This is a genomic window from Allobosea spartocytisi (genome assembly GCF_014764685.1).
Classification (GTDB): Bacteria; Pseudomonadota; Alphaproteobacteria; order Rhizobiales; family Beijerinckiaceae; genus Allobosea; species Allobosea spartocytisi.
Genome location: NZ_JACXWY010000001.1, coordinates 487,393 through 505,963 on the forward strand (window position 1 = coordinate 487,393; position 18,571 = coordinate 505,963).

General features: G+C 68.4%; 22 protein-coding genes. 5 read left to right on the plus strand and 17 right to left on the minus strand.

The window, feature by feature from the left end:
- Positions 1 to 3: 3 nt before the first annotated feature.
- The 8 genes from IED13_RS02390 to IED13_RS02425 are packed head-to-tail and all read right to left on the minus strand — an operon-like array spanning position 4 to position 3,604.
- A complete protein-coding gene (locus tag IED13_RS02390) occupies positions 4 to 645 on the minus strand; it encodes a DUF2460 domain-containing protein (protein WP_191123244.1) in 642 nt (213 codons plus the stop codon).
- Between the two features lie 11 nt (positions 646 to 656).
- Complete coding sequence (locus IED13_RS02395) at positions 657 to 1,250, minus strand: phage tail tape measure protein (RefSeq protein WP_038362476.1); 594 nt, start codon at positions 1,248 to 1,250, stop codon at positions 657 to 659.
- A 36-nt stretch (positions 1,251 to 1,286) separates the two neighbouring features.
- Positions 1,287 to 1,487: a phage tail assembly chaperone gene (locus tag IED13_RS02400; RefSeq protein ID WP_260368343.1), complete on the minus strand. Its 201-nt coding sequence runs from the start codon at positions 1,485 to 1,487 to the stop codon at positions 1,287 to 1,289.
- Positions 1,484 to 1,828: a gene transfer agent family protein gene (locus IED13_RS02405; RefSeq protein WP_038361426.1), complete on the minus strand. Its 345-nt coding sequence runs from the start codon at positions 1,826 to 1,828 to the stop codon at positions 1,484 to 1,486. The genes IED13_RS02400 and IED13_RS02405 overlap by 4 nt, the downstream gene beginning before the upstream one ends.
- A gap of 10 nt (positions 1,829 to 1,838) precedes the next feature.
- Complete coding sequence (locus IED13_RS02410; protein ID WP_191123245.1) at positions 1,839 to 2,249, minus strand: phage major tail protein, TP901-1 family; 411 nt, start codon at positions 2,247 to 2,249, stop codon at positions 1,839 to 1,841.
- A gap of 37 nt (positions 2,250 to 2,286) precedes the next feature.
- Positions 2,287 to 2,697: a DUF3168 domain-containing protein gene (locus tag IED13_RS02415; protein WP_191123246.1), complete on the minus strand. Its 411-nt coding sequence runs from the start codon at positions 2,695 to 2,697 to the stop codon at positions 2,287 to 2,289.
- On the minus strand, positions 2,694 to 3,032 hold the full coding sequence (locus IED13_RS02420) for a phage head closure protein (RefSeq protein WP_191123247.1): 339 nt from the start codon (positions 3,030 to 3,032) through the stop codon (positions 2,694 to 2,696). The genes IED13_RS02415 and IED13_RS02420 overlap by 4 nt, the downstream gene beginning before the upstream one ends.
- 2 nt (positions 3,033 to 3,034) lie before the next feature.
- Positions 3,035 to 3,604 carry a head-tail connector protein gene (locus tag IED13_RS02425; RefSeq protein WP_191123248.1) on the minus strand — a complete coding sequence of 190 codons (570 nt, stop codon included), beginning with the start codon at positions 3,602 to 3,604 and terminating at the stop codon, positions 3,035 to 3,037.
- A 70-nt stretch (positions 3,605 to 3,674) separates the two neighbouring features.
- Here IED13_RS02425 and IED13_RS02430 point away from each other — a divergent pair, with 70 nt between their 5' ends.
- Complete coding sequence (locus IED13_RS02430; RefSeq protein ID WP_191123249.1) at positions 3,675 to 4,442, plus strand: S1 family peptidase; 768 nt, start codon at positions 3,675 to 3,677, stop codon at positions 4,440 to 4,442.
- Between the two features lie 64 nt (positions 4,443 to 4,506).
- Positions 4,507 to 5,358, plus strand: coding sequence for a S1 family peptidase (locus IED13_RS02435; protein WP_185747787.1), 852 nt, complete (start codon positions 4,507 to 4,509; stop codon positions 5,356 to 5,358).
- Between the two features lie 54 nt (positions 5,359 to 5,412).
- Here IED13_RS02435 and IED13_RS02440 read toward each other — a convergent pair whose 3' ends face one another.
- The 8 genes from IED13_RS02440 to IED13_RS02475 all read right to left on the minus strand — a co-directional run bounded on the left by IED13_RS02440 (position 5,413) and on the right by IED13_RS02475 (position 12,674).
- Positions 5,413 to 6,669 (minus strand): phage major capsid protein, encoded by a 1,257-nt coding sequence (locus IED13_RS02440; RefSeq protein WP_191123250.1) that lies wholly within the window; start codon positions 6,667 to 6,669, stop codon positions 5,413 to 5,415.
- A gap of 34 nt (positions 6,670 to 6,703) precedes the next feature.
- Entirely contained in the window at positions 6,704 to 7,210 is a 507-nt protein-coding gene (locus IED13_RS02445; protein ID WP_038361405.1) for an HK97 family phage prohead protease, read from the minus strand.
- A gap of 187 nt (positions 7,211 to 7,397) precedes the next feature.
- Complete coding sequence (locus IED13_RS02450) at positions 7,398 to 7,598, minus strand: hypothetical protein (RefSeq protein WP_185747786.1); 201 nt, start codon at positions 7,596 to 7,598, stop codon at positions 7,398 to 7,400.
- On the minus strand, positions 7,595 to 8,776 hold the full coding sequence (locus IED13_RS02455; RefSeq protein ID WP_191123251.1) for a phage portal protein: 1,182 nt from the start codon (positions 8,774 to 8,776) through the stop codon (positions 7,595 to 7,597). Before IED13_RS02455 ends, IED13_RS02450 begins: the two co-directional genes overlap by 4 nt.
- Before the next feature lie 135 nt (positions 8,777 to 8,911).
- On the minus strand, positions 8,912 to 10,174 hold the full coding sequence (locus IED13_RS02460) for a DNA-packaging protein (protein ID WP_191123252.1): 1,263 nt from the start codon (positions 10,172 to 10,174) through the stop codon (positions 8,912 to 8,914).
- Positions 10,152 to 10,553, minus strand: a complete 402-nt coding sequence (locus IED13_RS02465) for a hypothetical protein (RefSeq protein WP_142020283.1) — start codon at positions 10,551 to 10,553, stop codon at positions 10,152 to 10,154. Before IED13_RS02465 ends, IED13_RS02460 begins: the two co-directional genes overlap by 23 nt.
- 160 nt (positions 10,554 to 10,713) lie before the next feature.
- Positions 10,714 to 11,295 (minus strand): LOG family protein, encoded by a 582-nt coding sequence (locus IED13_RS02470; protein WP_038361395.1) that lies wholly within the window; start codon positions 11,293 to 11,295, stop codon positions 10,714 to 10,716.
- Positions 11,292 to 12,674, minus strand: a complete 1,383-nt coding sequence (locus tag IED13_RS02475) for a dipeptidase (protein ID WP_191123253.1) — start codon at positions 12,672 to 12,674, stop codon at positions 11,292 to 11,294. Before IED13_RS02475 ends, IED13_RS02470 begins: the two co-directional genes overlap by 4 nt.
- 185 nt (positions 12,675 to 12,859) lie before the next feature.
- On the opposite strand from IED13_RS02475, the gene IED13_RS02480 reads away from it, so the two are divergent.
- On the plus strand, positions 12,860 to 14,203 hold the full coding sequence (locus IED13_RS02480) for an Nramp family divalent metal transporter (RefSeq protein ID WP_038361392.1): 1,344 nt from the start codon (positions 12,860 to 12,862) through the stop codon (positions 14,201 to 14,203).
- A gap of 130 nt (positions 14,204 to 14,333) precedes the next feature.
- Here the strand turns inward: IED13_RS02480 and IED13_RS02485 are convergent, their stop codons facing one another.
- Positions 14,334 to 15,878, minus strand: coding sequence for a helicase HerA-like domain-containing protein (locus IED13_RS02485; RefSeq protein WP_191123254.1), 1,545 nt, complete (start codon positions 15,876 to 15,878; stop codon positions 14,334 to 14,336).
- A 147-nt stretch (positions 15,879 to 16,025) separates the two neighbouring features.
- Between IED13_RS02485 and IED13_RS02490 the strand changes: the two genes are divergently transcribed.
- The gene (locus tag IED13_RS02490; protein WP_038361387.1) at positions 16,026 to 16,412 is read left to right on the plus strand and encodes a hypothetical protein; all 387 of its coding nucleotides are present in this window, start codon (positions 16,026 to 16,028) and stop codon (positions 16,410 to 16,412) included.
- 174 nt (positions 16,413 to 16,586) lie between these two features.
- Complete coding sequence (locus IED13_RS02495) at positions 16,587 to 18,560, plus strand: methylmalonyl-CoA mutase subunit beta (protein WP_191123255.1); 1,974 nt, start codon at positions 16,587 to 16,589, stop codon at positions 18,558 to 18,560.
- Positions 18,561 to 18,571: the final 11 nt, after the last annotated feature.

Genomic DNA, 18,571 nt, shown 5'->3' on the forward strand with positions numbered 1-18,571 from the left:
GCCTCAGGGCAGGATTTCGACGACCGGGATGCGCGGGATCTCGCCGGCCTCGAAAGCCGAGAGATCGACCTCGATCGCATCGGCGTCGAAGCGGACGGGAATGTCGAAGGCGAAGCCGGCCGTGACGACGGCACCGGCCGGCGGGATATGACCGGCGGCGAAGGTGACGAGCCCGGTCGCTGTGTCGCAGGAGAAGGCCTCCTCCGGCGCCTGCGCGACACCATCGACGGCGATAAGCACGCTGCCCGCCTGCGGCTTGGCGATGGTCCGGCTATAGGCGGACGCTCCCGTGCCGTAGCTCTTGCGGAGCTGGAACGCCGCCGTCAGCCCGTCGCCGATCCCGATGACCTGGTCGGTCGCGGCCGGCGCCCGGGAAGGTGCGCAGCTCTTCCAGTCGAGCTGGTCGCGCCAGCGGAAGCCGAAGAGCCTGCCGCGACGCTCCTCGAAGAAGCTGACGACCTGCGCCAGCGCGTCGAAGGAACGCACGCCGAGGCCCGCATCGTAACGGCGGCGCGAATGGGCCCAGCGGCTGTTGCGGACCTCGCGGCCGGAGGCGAGCGTCACGATCTGGGTCTGGCGCTCCGGCCCACCCCGCGCCCCACGCGCGACGTCGAGCGGAAAGCGGACGTCATGGAAATCGGTCATGACCTGCCTCGTCAGAGTGCGCGACCGCCGCGCGCCACGGCTCGCGCGATCGCGGCCGAAACCTGCGCCTCCGAACGGCGGAAGCTCTCGGCATCGGGTGTCGAGACCTGCACCGTGACGTTGAGCGGGCGTGCCCCGCCGCCGGCTCTGACGCCGAGGCGTCCGTCCGGCCCGCGCGAGAGCGGCATGATCGCCTCGGCGCCGCGCTCACCCATCAGGCCGAGGCCGCGCCCGGTCGGAAAATAGGCAGGCGAGGCGACGATGCCGCCCTCCGCAAAAGGGGCAACCGGTATCGAAGCCCCACCGCCGAGCGAACCGAAACCGCCGGTGAACAGGCCGGTCAGACTTTTGATACCCGTTCCGAGCAGATTGGAGATGCCGGTCTGCAGCGGCTTCAGCGCATTCTTGAGCAGGCCGTCGGTCAGCGAGCGCCCGACACCGCGCAACACGTCCTCGAAGCGCTTGCCTTCGACGACACCGCGCGAAAAGGCATTTACGATCGATTTACCAAAGCTTTGCGAAGAGCGGTTGAGGGATTGAGTCAGGGAATCCATCGTCCGCAGATCGGAAAGACGGACGGAGTCGAAATCGGTCTCATCGGCCATGACGATCCTCTTCAGAAATTGATTCAAGACGTTGCGTCAGATGTCGGGAAAAGCGGCCATCAATGCCTCGAAAGCCGTGCGTTCGGTCGCGGCGCCCGACGCTCCCCAACCCCAAGCCTTCATCGCTGCAGCCAGCTCGCGCGGGGTCGCCGCCCAGAAGCGATCCGGCGGCCAGGCGAGCCGGCCGAGCCCGAAGGCCATCGCCTCCTCCCAGGGAAAGGCCGCCGGTGCGCTCAGGCTTCCGGCGGCTGCGGAGGGCGGGCGGGCTCGCCCTCGCCGAAGGTCGCCTCCAGCAGGGCGATGGCGGCCTTGATCGCGCCCGCGAGGCCGCCATCGAAGGACAGCCCCGCGACCTCCTCGTCGCGGATCACCTTGCCCGCGCCGCGCAGGCCGGCGGCGATGATGCGGATGATGTCGCGCGCCGAGAGATGGCCTGAGACGAAGCGCTGTCCGAGCGCTGGCAGGCTATCGACCGCGAAGGCGTGCTCGAGTTCGGCCAGCGCGCCCAGGGTGAGACGCATCGGCAGGGCCTCGCCCGAGATCATGAGCGCGGTTTCGCCGCGATGACGATTGACCATGCCGGTCTCCTCAGAGCGCTGTGAAGGCGAGTGCGCCGGCCGATTCCAGCGAAAGGTCGAAGGTGACCTCCGCCGCATGGTCGCCGCGATATTCGAGGCTGGTGAGCTGGAACGGCCCGGCAACCGTGCCGAAATCCGGTACGACCACCTGCCAGTCGCGGATCGCGCCATCGAAGAAGGTCTGGCGGACAAGTGCGTCCGAGGCGGCGTCCTTGAAGATGCCGGAGCCGCTGATGCTGGCGCGGCGGACCCCGGCGCCTTCCAGCAACTCGCGCCAGCGCCCGGCCGATTCCGCATGGGTCACATCCACCGTCTCGGCATTGAACGCGATCTGGCGGGCACGCAGCCCTGCGACGGTGGTGAAACCGCCCTCCCCATCCGCCGCCTTGAGCAGCAGATCCTTGCCCTTCTGTGCCGGCATGCGGCGCCTCCTTCGATTGTCGCGATGTTTCGGGTGTTCAGAGCGGCTCGGTCGCCGCGCGGAAGCGGATCGTCACGTTGGGAAGCCCGCCGCGCGGTTCGCGCGCCAGCCGGCTCGAGAGCCAGCGCAGATTGACGAGGCTGTGCCCGTCGAGGGGGAGATCGGCATCGTCCAGCGCCATCACGATCAGCCTCGCGGCCTCCAATGCCTGGCGGGCGGAGCCGCTCTGGGCAGCCCAGACGATCAGCGTCAGCTCCTGCTCGCAGCCGCGCTCGCCTCCGGCCGACCAATCGCGCGCCTCGACATCGCCATGGACGACGTAAAGGCCTCGCGCGGCGCGGGGCGCCTCGTCGAAGATGCGATCGGGGCCGATCAAGGCGATCAAGGGCGCGTCCGCGGCAAGCCGCGCCTGGATCGCGGCACGCAGAGCCAGGATGGCGTCGCTCACGGCTTGACCTCCTCGACCAGGCAGACGAGCCGGCGGCGCGAACCATCGGGATCGGCCACCGTGCGGATGTCGAAGATGCGCTCGCCGTCGCGCAGGCGCCGGCCGGCATCCACGTCACCGCGCCAGCGCAGGGCGACGCGGTATCGCGCGAGCTGCTCGGGCCGCCCTTCGCGCCATTGCTCGACGCCCGAGAGCCATTCGAGCTGCGCCCAGAGCGCGCCGACCGCGGCGAAGCTCTGCGTCGCGCCGCCGAGGCCGTCCGGCGCCGCGACCGGCGCTTCCAGCACGAGCCGGCGCCGCATCCGGCCGATGGCGGGGATCGGAATCTCCGCCATGGTCAGAGCCTCGCGCGGCGATAAGGCGCGACCAGCGCCATGATCTCGGCCGGCAAGGCTTGCGCATCGCGGCTCGCGACATCGCCGCGCTGCTCGAACCAGCGCGCGGCGAGGCGGAGCACCGCCTGGCGCAACGGGGCCGGGACCGCGTCCGCCGATGTCCCGTAGCCGGCGGTGATATCGATCTCGATCGCGCCGTGCGCTCGTCCGATTTCCGGCACCTCGCCGACGATGCGGATCAAGGGCGGATCCGCCAGCGTATCGAGCGCCAGGGCCGTCCCGGCGACCGCCTGGGCGACGCCCAGCAGATCGTAGACACGCGCGGCCTCGATCGCGCCCACGGGCGATAGCGGCAGGCGGATTTCGCCGCCGACAGGCCAGCGATCCAGCACGATCCGCCAGCGCTGGTCGATCAGGCAGCGGCCCGATACCGCCTCGACCATCAGCCGCGCGGCCGTGATCAGCGTCGCCAGCAGATCGTCCTCCTCGGTCTGGTCGAGACGCAGGAACAGCCGGGCCTCGGCGAGCGAAACCGGCTCCGCAACGGGCGGCTCCAGGGCAAGCGGCGTCATGATCGCTCCGTTCAAGGGTTCAATTGCGGGAAGCGACGCGCTATCAGCGCAGCTCTGGAAGGAGCGCCCGATGCGGATCGCGAACTGGTTTCTCGGCTTCGGCCTGGCTTGCGGAGCCGGGCTCGCTCCGGCGCAGGCCGTCGTCGGCGGGCAGGAGGGCGGCCCGGCCGAAGCCGCGACCCTGATGGTGTTGAACGCGCGCGGCGGCGTCTGCACAGGCATCGTGCTGTCGGCCCGCGCGATCCTCACCGCCGCCCATTGCGCGGCCGGCGGCACGGAATTGCGCATTCACTGGCGCGCGGGCAGCGAGCCGGTTCTGATCGCGCCGGCCGCGGTCGGCCTGCATCCCGAATTCAACGCGAAGGCGGTCAGCAACCGCCGCCGCTCGATCGACCTCGCCCTCATCCGAATGGCCGAGCCGCTGCCGGCGCGCTTCGTCGCTGCGACGCTCGACGACGGCGCCCAGCCGCGCGCCGGCGCCCCGGTCACCTTGACCGGCTATGGCGTCTCGCAGGAGGGCGAAGCGCGTACGACCGGCACCTATCGCTCCGCCGCCCTCTCCGTCATCGAGCCCTACGGGCCCGGGCATGTCCTGCTCTGGGCCGCGGACCCCGCCGGAGCGGGAAAGCGGCCGGGTGCCGGCGCCTGCCAGGGCGATTCGGGCGGCCCGATCTTCAGCGGGGCCGGCGTCGTCGCCGTGAGCAGCTGGTCGACCGGGCCGGCCAAGCGCAATTGCGGCCTGCTCAGCCAGGGCATTCTCATCGGTCCGCAACGTGGCTGGATCGACGCGACGCTGGCGCAATGGGGTGAAACTGCGCGCTGGACCAGCGGTCGCTGACGGAAACGCTGGACTGGGGCGCGACAGCCTCTAAATTGTTCCACCGACCTCGTTGATGTGTTCCATGCTCGCGCGCGCCCTCGCCATCCTGTCCTTGTCCTGCGCCCTCTCGATCCTGGCGCAACCTGCTTCCGCCGTTGTCGGAGGCGTCAATTCGCGCGATGCGAACGGCACGCGCGCCTCGACCGTCAGGGTCGAGACCAGCCGGGGCGAGCTCTGCTCCGGGGCTGTCATCGCACCTGAAATCATCCTCACGGCCGCACATTGCCTGATGGATGGCGGCTCGATCAGCGTCGTCAGCCTCGATCCGCGCTTCCGGGCGCGGCGCCAGCCCGTCATCGCCGTGCTGCCGCATCCGAGCTTCGTGCCCGGCACGACGCCGCGCACGCAACCAGGCACCGACCTCGCCCTGCTGCGTCTGGCGCAGCCCCTGCCGCTCGACATTCAGCCGCTCGCTGTCGGCAGCTATCTCTCGCAGGGCGAGACCGTCACCATGGCGGGCTACGGCCTTTCCGCCGAGGACAACAAGCGCACGGCGCGACGCCTGCGGGAGACGCAGCTCGTCAACGCCGGCAACTACACCACACAGAACACCGTCAAGGTCGCCGTCGATGTCGAGGCGCGGGGCGAGACGCCCGGCGCCGGCGCCTGCCGCGGCGATTCGGGTGGGCCGGTCCTGCGCGGCTCCTCCCGCTCGCGCGATCTCGTCGGCATCGTCAGTTGGTCGAGTGGACCGCTGAAGACGCGCGCGCGTCGCATTTGCGGCGGCTTCACCGCGATCACCCCGGTGAGCGACCACCGGGACTGGATCGCCACGGGCAGCGCGAGGCTGCTGGCGCTGGGAGCGGACGGCCGCTCGGAGGAGGCCGTCCAGCCGCAGGTCAGCTCCGGCTGGAGCTGGTGGCTTTCGCGCTGACGAGGAATAGTGTCGCCCTGCATCCTGGCGGGGATGCAGGGCGCGCCTCGATCGTCAGACGGCGAATTTGAGCCCCTTGATCGCCGCGAAGTCCTGCACGCCGCCACCCACGCGCTTGGTGGTGTAGAACAGCACGTAAGGCTTGGCGGAATAGGGGTCGCGCAGGATGCGCACGCCGGCCCGGTCGACGACGAGATAGCCGCGCCGGAAATCGCCGAAGGCGACCGAGATGGCGTTGTTGGCGATGTTCGGCATGTCCTCCGCCTCGACCAGCGGGAAACCGAGCAGCGTCGCCGGCGCCCCTGCGGAAGCCGGCGGCTGCCAGAGATAGTTGCCGTTGGCATCCTTGAACTTGCGGACCGTTCCTTGCGTCTTGCGGTTCATCACGAAGGAGGCATTCTGGCGATAGCCGGCCTTCAGCGCATAGACGAGGTCGACCAGCACGTCGGAGGGGTTGGAGGCGGCGAAGGCCCCGGCGACGCCGGTGTTGAGCACGCCGATATTGCCCCAGCTCCAGCTCGCTTCCGCCACCGTCGGATAGGCCAGGAAGCCCTTGGGCTTGTCGGTGCCGTCGCCGTTGACGAAGGCCGCGCCCTCCTGTTCGGCGAAGGCGCTCTCGACCTCCTCGGCAATCCATTGGTCGATGTTCACGATGGCGTCGTCGAGCAGCGTCTGCGTCGCGGCCGGCATGGCGTAAAGCTCCATCGCCGGGAAGGAGAGCTCGGCCAGCGTGGGCGAGCCCGTCTGGGGACGCGCCGCCGCCTCCGCGACCCAGCCGGAAGCCGGGCCGGTCGTGGAGAAGGCCTTCTTGTAGGTGCCCGACGAGATGGTGCGGACGGTCGCGAGGGAACGGATCGGCGAGACATGGGCCAGGCGGCGCAGGATCTCGCCCTCGACGGTCGACGGCGCCAGATAGCCGCCATCCGGGCCGGAGCCGGTCGAAAGCGCCTTGGCTTCCAGGCGTTTCAGCCCCCCGGCCTCGCCGGTGCGGACATAAGCCGCAAAGGCGGCCTTGTGTTCGGCGACGAGCGGGTCGCGGCCATGAGCGCCCTGGCCGTCATGGCCCAGTGCCGGACGGCCGCGCTCCAGCGTCAGCCGGTCGATGCGGCGCATGGTGTCGTCGAGCGCGGCGTCGATGCGGACGAGCTTCTCCTCGGTCAGCGGATCGGCGCTGTTGCGGGCCTCGATCTCCGCAAGGCGCTCGTCATTCGCAGCGCGATAGCTTTCCAGCGTGTAGCGCAGATCCTCGAAGGCAAGCGCGAGGTCGGCGCCGGCGGCCTTGGTCTCGGGGGCGGTGTCGAAACGGGTCATGGCTTCTCCTTGCAGGGGCTTTCTTGGGTGATGGTCAGGCGAAAGCAGGCTTGCGGAAGGCCGTCTTGACGGCGCTGATCCGGGCCTGCGGCAACATCGGGAAGGTGACGATCGAGACCTCCCAGAGATCGACGCGCTCCAGGCGGCGCAGACCCGATCTGGGCTCGTTGCGCGCCTTTTCGGGGCGAAAGCCGATCGAGAGTCCGTCGATGGCACCCTCCCGCATCAAAGCGTGGATCTCGCGGGCGCGGGCGACGGCCAGCGAGAGCTTGCCGCGCACGAAGAGGCCGCGACTGTCCTCGGCGAGGCTGAGCCAGCGGCCGAGGGGCTCGGCCGGGTCGTGCTGCCAGAGCAGCTTGACGCCGGAAGGGCCGCGCCGGGCGATGCTGTCGCGGAAGGCGCCGGGCTCGACCACGTCCTTGCCGAGATCGGGGATGCGGAAGAGGCTGGCATAGCCCTCGAAACTGCCGTCGACGGCAATGCGCGAAGGTTGCAGGGGCAGGAGTTTGGATTCGAGCGGAAGACGATGGAGATCGCTCATCGACCGCCCTCCCCGCCGCTTCCGCGCTGTCTCTTGCCAGCCTGGAGCTGCCCACCCTCCAGCTTGGCCAGGTTGCGGACAAAGCGGCTGAAGGTCTCCGTCGTTACGCCGCCCGGCCTCGCCTTGGCCGGCTGCGCCTGGCCGGCGCCTCGCCGGGTCGATGGCGGTTTCGCATCGCTGCTGCCTTTCATGACTGATCCCCCTCGTGGCGTGCGTTGAAGCGGTTGAGCTCGCGGACGAAATCGTCGAAGCGCCGGTTCGCCGCCGTCAGCTCGCGCAGGACGAGCCAGGCGAGGCCGGATGCGCTCGCGGCCCAGAGCAGCAGGCCGAGATGGCCGACATCGGCCCGGCCGATGAAGGCCGTGACGATCTGGTCGAGCATGGTCATGATGGCTCCTTCCCGGAGGCACGCCGGCCGTAGCCGACCGCCTCGCGTTTCTCGTCGTCGTCGAGGAAATCCGCCGCACCGAGGCGCCGCCAGAGCGATTCCCGCTCGTCGGCCAGCGCCTCGACCGCATCGAGATCGGGCTCCAGCGAGAGCTCGTCACCGAAGGCGGGCCCGAGCCACTGCGCCAGCGATTGCGCCGATCGTCTCACCAGCGGAATCACGGTCTGGCGCCAGAGCGCGCGGTTGGCCTCGGCGAAATTGGCGTGGGTGTTGTCGCCGGCCAAACCGAGCAGCAGCGGCGGCACGCCGAAGGCGAGCGCAATCTCGCGCGCCGCCACGCCCTTGGCCGCGACGAAGTCGAGTTCCGCCGGAGTCAGCGAGAGCGGCTTCCAGTCGAGCCCGCCCTCGAGCAGCAGTGGCCGGCCGGCGTTGCGCGCGCCCTGGAACGAATCCTCCAGCTCCTGCTTCAGCCGGTCGAACTGCGCCTCGGTCAGCGTCGCGCCGCCCGGTCCGTCATAGACCAGCGCGCCGGACGGGCGCGCGGCATTGTCGAGCAGAGCCTTGTGCCAGTTGCTGGCGGCATTGTGGATGTCGAGCGCTGATGCCGCCGGTTCGACCGGCGAGAGGCCGTAATGGTCGTCGATCGGGTGGAACAGCGTCAGGTGCAGGATCGGCGGCACCTCGGCCTCGTCCTGCCGGAAGCGCACGGTGTCGCCGCCGACGGTATAGTCGTAAGCCTCCGGCCAACCATCGCGGCCCGGCACGACACGCATCCGGTCAGGCCGCAGCGCATAGAGCTCGCGCGGCTCGCGGCCAGCGTTCACCGCCTCGACATAGGCATTGCCGGCGACGAGCAGATGGCCGAACAGCATCTCGCGGAAGGCGATGCCGCCCTGGCGCGGGTTGGGTCGCTCGATCAGCGCCAATGCCGGGTGTTCGGGCACCTCGCGGTCGCCGACCTTGGCGACGAGCGGCGTCTGCGCCGCCGCCTCCGCGATCAGGCGCACGCAACGATGCACCACCGGATTGCGCTCATAGCCCTCGCGGGACAGGGCGACATAATCGCGCGGCGTCCAGACCGCTCGCCCAGCCTCGTGCAGGGCAATGAGCGGCCCGACGCGCGAGCGCTTCTGGTCCGGCGCGGCTCGGCCGCGCAGGCTGCGAAGGAAATCGAACATGGAGATCTCGCTGTTGGAGCGTGAAACGACGTGCCGCCATGGTCGGGCTCGACCCGACCATCCCGGAAACCGGGTCTCTCCCCTCATGAAATTCTCAGGTCGGCGCTTTGCGCCGCCCGAGAATGACGGTGAAGGCTACATCCCCCTCACCCGCGGCCGGCCCTTGGGCGCGAGCATCAGATGGGTCAGCGCCCAGACGAGTGCGTCGAGCCGATCGGGCGAGCGGCCGCCTTCGAGGCCGCCTGGGCCAAAGGAGCACATCTCGTCCTCCAGCTCCGGGAGGGGGCCGGCATGGCGCACGCGGCCCTGCGCATAGAGCGCGGCAACCGGCTCGGCGCGGAGATATTTGCCGCGCGTCGCCCGCACCGGGACGACCGGAACGCCGGCATCGATCTCGCGGATGACGCTCTCGACCATCTCGCCGCCCTGGTTGACCTCGACGACCAGGACATCCGCCTCGTAACGCCGATAGAGCGCCACCGCCTTCTCGGCCCATTCCTGCGGGCGGGCGCCGGCCATCGTCGCATCCTCCACCACATGACCGAGGCCGTCGCTATCGATGCCGGCCACGACCAGCCCGCAGCGGTCGGCCCGCTGCGAGGACGAGGCAGGCGGATCGACGGCGACGGCAATCCGCGCGAGCGGCGGGTGCCGGCGCTCGCGGGCCGCCTCGATCATGGCCCGCGTCCAGAGCGCGTCCGGGCTCTCCTCCACGATCTCGCCGTCGAGTTCCTGGCGGCCGAGCCGCGTCCCGCCATAGGTTTGCGTGACCGTGCGGACGAATTCCGCGGCGAGGTTGTAATGGTTGTCCTGTGTCCTCGCCCGGCTCACCGCGACATGGGGCTCGACCAGCAGGCGCTTGACCAGCGGCACGGGGCGGGGCGTCGTCGTGATGACCTGACGGGGATGGTCGCCGAGGCGAAGGCCGAATTGCAGCATGTCCCAGCACTCCTGAAGGTTCGGCCATTTCGCCAGCTCGTCGGACCATGCGGCGCCGAATTGCGGACCGCGCAGGCCCTCCGGATCTTCGGCGGAGAAAACCTGCGCGATCGCGCCATTCGGCCATTGCAGGCGGCGCAGCGAGGGCTGCCAGTTCGGCCGCTCCCCACGCGCATGGACCGCCAGCAGCCCGGAAACGCCCTCGATCATTACGTCGCGGACCTGTCCTTGCGTCTCGCCGACGAGGGCAATCCGCTCCGTCGGCAAGTCCGCGAAAGGCGGATGGCCCAGCGCCATACCCCTGACCCATTCGGCGCCGGTGCGGGTCTTGCCGGCGCCGCGTCCGCCGAGGACGAGCCAGATCGGCTTCAGCGGTTCGGGTGGCAACTGATCGGGGCGCGCCCAGATATTCCAGGTATTCCGAATGAGTTCGACCTCATCCGGCGTCGCTGTCGGCATCAGCTTCTTCAGAATTCTCACGCGCGTCCTGAGCGACAAGGGCTTCAAGACGTCGAGCAAGATCCTGACGGAGCTGTGCGACATGTCGCAGATCATCGGCAGCGGAAGGCTCATCCGTGCGCTTGTCCTTCCTTGTGGCCTGAGGCTCCTCGATCGCGACCAGTTCGCGGACGGTGCGGGCAAGCACGGCCAACGCCTTAGCGTCGGCTTCGCTTGCGGTCGTGCCCCTCGGCAGGTCGGCGAGATGTTCCTCATGCGTATCGATCTGGCGCTTGGCAGCACGCCAGAGCTGACCCACCACCGCCTTGCGCGAGACCGTCTTCCGTTTCGGCTTCAGCTCGGCGGCTGGCTGCGACGTTGTCTCGTCCTCTTCTGCCATGACGTCCCTCTCGGATGACGGCCACGAAAAAGCCGCCGGCTGGAGCGCGCGGCGGCTTCGTTCGGGCATATTTCGTGAGCGTTCCTGATCTCTACCGGATCAGCGTCACAATGTCAAGATAATATTCCTACAACCTGAGAGGGCAATGCCGGGGATTAAGTCAGACCTCTTCCTTCTCGACCCATTTATAGGTCGCCGCCGGAACATAGGCCTCCATCCGGTCGAGCAGCGTCGCCGGCTCCGTATCGGTCATCGCCATGGCGCGGTGGCTCTGCTTGAGGAAGCCGGCCTCCACGGTCTGGTCGAGGAATGTGGCCAGCGGATCGTAGAACCCAGCAACGTTGAGCAGGCCGAGCGGCTTGGAATGGATGCCGAGCTGGCCCCAGGTCCAGATCTCGAACAGCTCCTCGAAGGTGCCGATGCCGCCGGGCATGGCGATGAAGCCGTCCGACAGCTCCGCCATGCGGGCCTTGCGCGTGTGCATGGTGTCGACGACCTCGAGCCGGGTCAGGCCGACATGGCCGACCTCGCGGTCGCGCAGCGCCTTGGGAATGACGCCGTGGACTTCGCCGCCGGCCTCCATCGCCGCATTGGCGACGATGCCCATCAGCCCGACGGCGCCTCCGCCATAGACCAGTGTCAGGCCCCGCCTTGCGATCTCGGCGCCCATGGCGCGGGCGCCGGCCGCATAGACGGGGTCATTGCCGGGATTGGAGCCGCAGAAGACACAGACTGATTTCATGAACCGAGAGCTTGCAAGATGCGGGCCCAGGAACGCTGGCCCTTGTGGAAGGAGGACAGGTCGTATTTCTCGTTCGGCGAATGCACGCGGTCGTCGTCGAGGCCGAAGCCGACGAAGAGCGTGTCGATGCCGAGCGTGCGCTTGAAATCGCCGCCGACGGGGATCGAGCCGCCGCTGCCGATGGAAACCACGCGCCCGCCCCATTCGTCGGCCAGCGCCTTGCGTGCCTTCTGGAGCACCGGTGAATCCGGCGGCACGGCGAGAGCCGGCGAGCCGGAATGGCTGATGAATTCGGCCGTCACATCATCCGGCAGCCGGTCGCGGACGAACTGGTGGAAGGCGGCGGCGATCTTCACGGGGTCCTGATCGCCGACGAGGCGGAAGGAGACCTTGGCCGAAGCCTGGCCCGGAATGACTGTCTTGCTGCCCTCTCCCGTATAGCCGCCCCAGATGCCGTTGACGTCGCAAGTCGGGCGGGACTGGATCTGCTCGATCAGCATGCGCCCTTTCTCTCCGACGGAGTGCTTCAGGCCGATCTGCCCGAGGAATTCCTTCTCGGTGAGGTTGAGATCGGCCCATTCGGCCTTCTGGGCATTGGTCGGTTCGTGCACGCCGTCATAGAAACCGGGGACGGTGATGCGGCCGGTCTCGTCATGGAGCTCGCCCAGTATCCTGGCGAGGAGATGAATGGGGTTGGCGGCGGCGCCGCCGAACAGGCCCGAATGCAGATCGCGATCGGCCGCCGTCAGCGTCACCTCCTGATAGACCATGCCGCGCAGGGTCGAGGTGATCAGCGGCGTCTCACGGTCCCACATGCCGGTGTCGCAGATGAGCGCGTAATCCGCCTTGAGCTCGGCGGCATTGGCCTTGATGTAGGGCGGCAGGTTGACGGAGCCGGATTCCTCCTCGCCCTCGACGAGGATGGTCAGGCCGATGGGCAGATCGCCAGTCTCGGCCAGCGTCGCGCGCACGGCCTCGATGAAGGTCATCACCTGGCCCTTGTCGTCGCAGGCGCCGCGCGCCGAGATGACCTTGCGGCCCGGCTCGATCTCGCGGATGACCGGCTTGAACGGCTCAGTATCCCAGAGATTCAGCGGATCGACCGGCTGCACGTCGTAATGGCCGTAGAACAGCGCATGCGGCGCGCCGGGCTTGGGCCGATGCGCCAATACGACGGGGTGACCGCCGGTCTCGCGCAGCTCCGCCTTGAAGCCGAGCGCTTCCAGATCGGCGCGGAGCCACTCGGCAGCGGCGCGGGTCTGCGCGTTGAAAGCCGGATCGGTGCCGATCGACGGAATCTCAAGCCAGGAAGAGAGACGCTCGAGCGAGGCGTCGAGCCCGGCATCGAGACGGGCGAGAATAGCGGGAAGCTGGGACATGGCGGCCATCGGATGCGATTCAGGTGACGGCATCATGGCAAGCCCCGGCCCGGGCGTCAGCCCCTCATCGCGCATTGCCGCCCGGCTTCGCACACGCTCAAATTGATAACGCTTCGCAACTGCATTGACAGGCACCGGAGCGCTCTATAAGGCTTATTGCAAATAAGTTGCAGCAAGGTCAGACCATGTCCCAGGGCGCTCCGGAATCCTCGTCGATCTGGCTTCGATCGCGCGGCGAGCCCTCGCTCGCCGATGTGTTCCGCTCGGTTTCGGTGGCTCCGACATCCTCGTCCTGGCGGAAATTCCTGACCTTTCTCGGACCGGGCTATCTGGTCGCCGTCGGCTATATGGACCCCGGCAACTGGGCGACCTCGCTCGCGGGCGGGGCGCAGTTCGGCTACACCCTCCTCGTCGTCGCGCTCATCTCCAACATCATGGCGGTGATCCTGCAGTCGCTCTGCGCGCGGCTCGCGGTCGCGACGGGGCGCGACCTCGCCCAGGCCTGCCGCGATGCCTATCCGCCCTATATGGCCTGGCCGCTCTGGCTCCTCGCCGAGCTAGCGATCTGCGCCACCGACCTCGCCGAGGTGATCGGCACGGCCATCGGCCTCAACCTGCTCTTCGGGATCCCGCTCGAGATCGGCGTGATGATCACCGCCCTCGACGTCTTCATCATCCTGTGGCTGCAGACCAAGGGCTTCCGCTGGATCGAGGCCTTCATCATCACGCTGCTCGGCGTGATCGCGGTCTGTTTCGCCATCCAGATCGCGCTCGCCGATCCGAACTGGGGCGAAGTCATCCGCGGCTTCGCGCCGACGACCGAGATCGTCACCAATCCGAACATGCTCTACATCGCGCTCGGCATCATCGGCGCGACGGTGATGCCGCATAATCTCTATCTGCACTCCGGCATCGTCCAGACCCGCGCCTATGGTCACACGCTGCCGGAGAAACGCGAGGCGCTGAAATATGCGACGATCGACTCGACCGTCGCGCTGACCTTCGCCCTGGTGATCAACGCCGCGATCCTGATCCTGGCCGCCGCGACCTTCTACAAGGGCGGGCATACCGACGTCGCCGAACTCGGCCGGGCACAGGAGCTGCTGCAGCCGCTGCTCGGCTCCTCGATCGCGCCCTCGCTCTTCGCCATCGCCCTGCTCTGCTGCGGCCTGAACTCGACGGTGACGGCGACCATGGCCGGGCAGATCGTGATGGAAGGCTTCCTGCGCATCCGGCTGGCAGCCTGGCTGAGGCGGCTCGTGACCCGGCTCGTCGCCATCGTGCCCGCGATCGTCGTCACGCTGATCTATGGTGAGGGCCAGACGGCGAAACTGCTCATCCTCAGCCAGGTGGTCCTCAGCCTGCAGCTCCCTTTCGCGGTGGTGCCGCTCGTGATGTTCACGGCTTCGAAGACCAAGATGGGCGAGCTGGTGGCGCCGCGCTGGCTGACCGTGATCGCCGCATTGACCGCGGCGATCATCATCGTGCTGAACCTCAAGCTGATCGTCGATTTCGCGACGGGGTCTTGAGGCCCCAGTCTCGTCATGCTCGGGCTTGCCCCGAGCATCTCTTGCCGAAAGAGGCTCCCGCACCCCTTCCGGCCTAAGATTCTCGGGTCTGCGCTTCGCGCCGCCCGAGAATGACGCCTGGCGCCCGCGCTCAGCGCTTCCCGGTCATCGAGCCCAAAATACCACGCAGGATCGCGGTGCCGACCTGGCGGCCGATCGAGGTCGCGGCCGAGCGCGCCGCCGAGGTGATGATCTTCTCGGTCATGCTCTGCGGCAGCGGGCCGCCGCGCGAGCCGGGGCCGGTCTTGGGCCGCTGCTGCGGAGCCCCGCCGCCGAGCCAGCCGCCGATCGTGTCGAGAATGCCGCCGCCCCCGCCGCCATCCGTCGACGCCTCGATCGGCGAGCCGTCCGGATTAAGGTTCTTGCGCTGCATCAGCACTTCATAGGCCGACTCACGGTCGACCATGGTGTCGTACTTGCCTTTCACGGGAGAGCCGTTGATCGCCTGCTGGCGCTGCTGCGCGGTGCAGGGGCCGACCTGCGCCATCGGCGGGGCGATGAGCGCGCGCTCGACCATCTCGGGCGAGCCCTTGCCCTCCAGCATCGAAATCAGCGCCTCGCCGACCGCGAGCTGGGTGATGGCCTGTTCGGTATCGATCTGGGGGTTCTGGCGGAAGGTCTCGGCGGCGGCGCGCACCGCCTTCTGGTCGCGCGGGGTGAAGGCGCGCAGCGCATGCTGGACGCGGTTGCCGAGCTGGGCGAGCACGGTATCGGGGACATCGAGCGGGTTCTGCGTGACGAAATAGACGCCGACGCCCTTGGAACGGATCAGGCGGACTACCTGCTCGACCGCTGTGAGCAGGGCCTTGGGCGCACCGTTGAAGAGCAGATGCGCCTCGTCGAAGAAGAAGACGAGCTTCGGCTTGTCGAGGTCACCGACCTCGGGAAGCTGCTCGAACAGCTCGGAGAGCAGCCAGAGCAGGAAGGTCGCGTAGAGTCGCGGATTGTTCATCAGCTTGTCGGCGGCGAGAATGTTGACGACCCCGCGGCCGTCGCGATCCGTCTTCATCAGGTCGTTGATGTCGAGCGCCGGCTCCCCGAAGAACAGATCGCCCTTCTGGTTCTCCAGCACCAGAAGTCCGCGCTGGATCGTGCCGACGGTCGCCGGGCTGACATTGCCGTATTTCGTCGTCAGGTCCGAAGCGTTCTCGGCGATGAAGGTCAGGATCGCGCGCAGATCCTTGAGATCCAGCAGCAGGAGCTTCTGCTCGTCGGCGATGCGGAAGGCGATATTGAGCACGCCCTCGGCCGTGTCGTTGAGATCGAGCAGCCGCGCCAGCAGCAGCGGCCCCATCTCGGAGATGGTGGCACGGACCGGGTGCCCCTGCTCGCCAAAGACGTCCCAGAAGACGGTGGTAAACTGGTCGGGCTCATATTTGACGCCGATTTCCTTGGCCCGGTTGACGAAGGCCGGCTTGGAATCGCCCGGCGCCACGATGCCGGAGAGATCGCCCTTGATGTCCGCGGCGAAGACCGGCACGCCGTTGCGCGCGAAGCCTTCCGCCATCACCTGCAAGGTCACGGTCTTGCCGGTGCCCGTCGCGCCCGTCACGAGGCCGTGGCGGTTGGCGAGCTTCAGCAAGAGGTTCTCCGGCTTGCCGCTCTTGCCGATCAGAATCGCACCGTCATCCGCCATCGTCACCGTCCATCGCTCTCAAAACTGTCAGGTTAAACCTGTAACCAAAGGACGCAGAGGGCGGAAGCCCGATGGCCGTTGGAATTGGATCGTAAATATGTAAACTATTTTTCGGGAGGCCGTATCGGCCGGGTAAGGACACACGACATGGATGAACTGATTTCAAGGATCGTTGCGGCGTCCGGCCTCAACGAAGATCTGGCCCGCAAGGCCCTCGGCATCATCCTCGCCTTCCTGCAGAAGGAAGGCCCGACGAGCGAGATCAGCCAGTTGATGGCGGCGCTGCCGGGCTCTCAGGAGCTCGCAGATGCCGAAGGCGGCGCCAAGGGCGGCGTGCTCGGCGCGATCGGCGGCCTGATGGGCGGAGGCGGCGGCGTCATGGCGCTCGGTGGCCAGTTGATGGGGGCCGGCCTCTCGATGCCGCAGATCCAATCCGTCTCGAAGGAAATGTTCGCCTATGGCCGCGAGAAGGCGGGCGAGGACACGATGGGCGCCATCGTCGGCGCGATCCCAGGGCTCGGCCAGTTCGTCTGAGCGGCGCGCATCGCAGTCTCCAAGCACCGCCTTCGGGCGGTGTTTTCTTTTCAGCTCACGACGGCCGTGCGTTTGCGCACCGGCCGTGCGACGAAGTAGGGATGGCCGTGCGGCCGCGCCCGTGGCAATCAGTCCCCGCGACGGCACATCGTGCGGAAGGGAGCATCGGCGCGCATGAACTCGGCGACCTCATCCGACCTGCCCTATCTCGACGCCTTTCCGGCCGCCTCGCGTGAGGCGTGGCGAACTGCCGTCGACAAGGTGCTGAAGGGCGCCGATTTCGAGAAGAAACTGGTCGGGCGCAGCGCCGACGGCATCCGCATCGAACCGCTCTACGAAGCGGCATCGGGCGAGCGGGCCTTCCGTGCTGAGGCCGGTCGCTGGCATGTCGCGGCGCGGGTCGATCATCCGCAAGCGGAGGAGGCGCGCAGGCTGGCGCTGGCCGAGCTCGAAGGCGGAGCCGACATGCTCACCATCGCTTTCGCCGGTGCACGCGCCGCTCGCGGCTATGGCCTTGTTGCCGACGATATCGCGACACTCGACAGCGCGCTGGACGGCGTGATGCTCGACCTGATCCGCCTCAGGCTGGATCCGGCGCCGCAGGGGCGCGTCAACGCGCTCATGCTCGCCGCCCTGATCGAGAAACGCGGCCACGCCCCAGGCGAGCTGTCGGTGGAGTTCGGTTTCGACCCGATCGGCGTCCTCGCCAGCCATGGCTCGCTCGCGGCGCCCTGGCCGGAGGTCGGCCGCCGGCTGGCGGTGGTGATCGCGGCGCTGAAACAGCGTGGCTTCAAGGGCCCCTTCGTCACGGTCGATACCCGCCCCTATCACGAGGCCGGCGCCACCGAGGCCCAGGAGCTCGGCGCCGCGCTGGCGACGGCACTCGCCTATCTGCGCGCGCTGGAGGCGCAGGGCCTGTCGCTGCAGGAAGCGCGCGACGCCATCGCCTTCACGCTCGTCGCCGATACCGACGAGTTCATGACCGTGGCGAAGTTCCGCGCCGCCCGCCTGCTCTGGAACCGGGTGCAGCAAGCCTGTGGGCTGGAGCCGAAGCCGGCGACGATCCATGCCGAAACCGCCTGGCGCTCGCTGACCCGGCGCGACCCTTGGGTCAATCTGCTGCGCGGCACCGTCGCGGCCTTCTCCGCCGGTGTCGGCGGCGCCGATTCGCTCACCGTCCAGCCCTTCACCGCGGCGCTCGGCCTGCCCGACCTGTTTGCCCGGCGCGTCGCCCGCAACACGCAGCTCATCCTGCTGGAGGAATCCAATCTCTGGCGCGTCGCCGACCCCGCCGCCGGCGCGGGAGGCTTCGAGGCCTTGACGCAGGCGCTGTGCGAGCAGGGTTGGAGCCGTTTCCAGGACCTCGAGCGCGAGCGCAGCGACGACCTGCAAGGCGTGCTCGCGGCGCTTGCCAACGGCCATGTCCAGCAGGGCATCGCGCGCGAGCGCGTCGCCTCGGCCAAGGCCATCGCGACGCGACGCGTACCGATCACCGGCACGAGCGAGTTCCCGAATATCCGCGAGAATCCCGTCTCGGTGCTGGAGATCGCCCCGGTGGAGAAGGCCGCCTCCCCCCAGCCGGGCAGCACGGCGGAACGCAATCCCGGCGAAATCGTCAAAGCCTTCATCGCGGGCGCCAGGCGCCCGGAAGCGCTGATCCCACCCAGTCAGAGGCTCCGTGTCGAGGCCTTGCCCGCGCATCGGCTGGCCGAGCCCTTCGAGGCGCTGCGCGACAAGGCCGACGCCCTGCCGCAGCGCCCGGTCGTATTCCTGGCCACGCTCGGCTCGATCGCCGACTTTACCGCCCGCGCCGGCTTCGCCCGCAATCTGTTCGAGGCCGGCGGCTTCTCGGCCCCGGGCAGCGACGGCTTCGCCCAGAACGGCGCGACCGATCTCGACGCGCTGGTCGGTGCCTTCCGCAGCTCAGGTGCCAAGCTTGCCTGCCTGTGCGGCTCCGACACCGCCTATGCCGAGGAAGGCGCAGCCGCGGCCGAGGCGCTGACGAAAGCAGGCGCGACGGTCTGGCTCGCCGGGCGCCCGGGCGAGAGCGAAGCGGCGTTGAACAAGGCCGGCGTCTCCTCGTTCATCTTCATGGGCTGCGACGTGGTCGAGACGCTGGATCGCGCGCTTGCCATCGCGGCCGCCTGAACGGAGATCTG

Bases quoted from the DNA above. Each gene is read 5' to 3' on its own strand.
- IED13_RS02420 (WP_191123247.1), bottom strand. From the start codon at position 3,032: ATGGCGGAGATTCCGATCCCCGCCATCGGCCGGATGCGGCGCCGGCTC.
- IED13_RS02410 (WP_191123245.1), bottom strand. From the start codon at position 2,249: ATGCCGGCACAGAAGGGCAAGGATCTGCTGCTCAAGGCGGCGGATGGG.
- IED13_RS02390 (WP_191123244.1), bottom strand. From the start codon at position 645: ATGACCGATTTCCATGACGTCCGCTTTCCGCTCGACGTCGCGCGTGGG.
- IED13_RS02445 (WP_038361405.1), bottom strand. From the start codon at position 7,210: ATGAGCGATCTCCATCGTCTTCCGCTCGAATCCAAACTCCTGCCCCTG.
- IED13_RS02450 (WP_185747786.1), bottom strand. From the start codon at position 7,598: ATGACCATGCTCGACCAGATCGTCACGGCCTTCATCGGCCGGGCCGAT.
- IED13_RS02495 (WP_191123255.1), top strand. From the start codon at position 16,587: ATGAACTCGGCGACCTCATCCGACCTGCCCTATCTCGACGCCTTTCCG.
- IED13_RS02430 (WP_191123249.1), top strand. From the start codon at position 3,675: ATGCGGATCGCGAACTGGTTTCTCGGCTTCGGCCTGGCTTGCGGAGCC.
- IED13_RS02405 (WP_038361426.1), bottom strand. From the start codon at position 1,828: ATGGTCAATCGTCATCGCGGCGAAACCGCGCTCATGATCTCGGGCGAG.
- IED13_RS02460 (WP_191123252.1), bottom strand. From the start codon at position 10,174: ATGCCGACAGCGACGCCGGATGAGGTCGAACTCATTCGGAATACCTGG.
- IED13_RS02490 (WP_038361387.1), top strand. From the start codon at position 16,026: ATGGATGAACTGATTTCAAGGATCGTTGCGGCGTCCGGCCTCAACGAA.
- IED13_RS02470 (WP_038361395.1), bottom strand. From the start codon at position 11,295: ATGAAATCAGTCTGTGTCTTCTGCGGCTCCAATCCCGGCAATGACCCC.
- IED13_RS02435 (WP_185747787.1), top strand. From the start codon at position 4,507: ATGCTCGCGCGCGCCCTCGCCATCCTGTCCTTGTCCTGCGCCCTCTCG.
- IED13_RS02480 (WP_038361392.1), top strand. From the start codon at position 12,860: ATGTCCCAGGGCGCTCCGGAATCCTCGTCGATCTGGCTTCGATCGCGC.
- IED13_RS02475 (WP_191123253.1), bottom strand. From the start codon at position 12,674: ATGTCCCAGCTTCCCGCTATTCTCGCCCGTCTCGATGCCGGGCTCGAC.
- IED13_RS02485 (WP_191123254.1), bottom strand. From the start codon at position 15,878: ATGGCGGATGACGGTGCGATTCTGATCGGCAAGAGCGGCAAGCCGGAG.
- IED13_RS02465 (WP_142020283.1), bottom strand. From the start codon at position 10,553: ATGGCAGAAGAGGACGAGACAACGTCGCAGCCAGCCGCCGAGCTGAAG.
- IED13_RS02425 (WP_191123248.1), bottom strand. From the start codon at position 3,604: ATGACGCCGCTTGCCCTGGAGCCGCCCGTTGCGGAGCCGGTTTCGCTC.
- IED13_RS02440 (WP_191123250.1), bottom strand. From the start codon at position 6,669: ATGACCCGTTTCGACACCGCCCCCGAGACCAAGGCCGCCGGCGCCGAC.
- IED13_RS02455 (WP_191123251.1), bottom strand. From the start codon at position 8,776: ATGTTCGATTTCCTTCGCAGCCTGCGCGGCCGAGCCGCGCCGGACCAG.
- IED13_RS02395 (WP_038362476.1), bottom strand. From the start codon at position 1,250: ATGGCCGATGAGACCGATTTCGACTCCGTCCGTCTTTCCGATCTGCGG.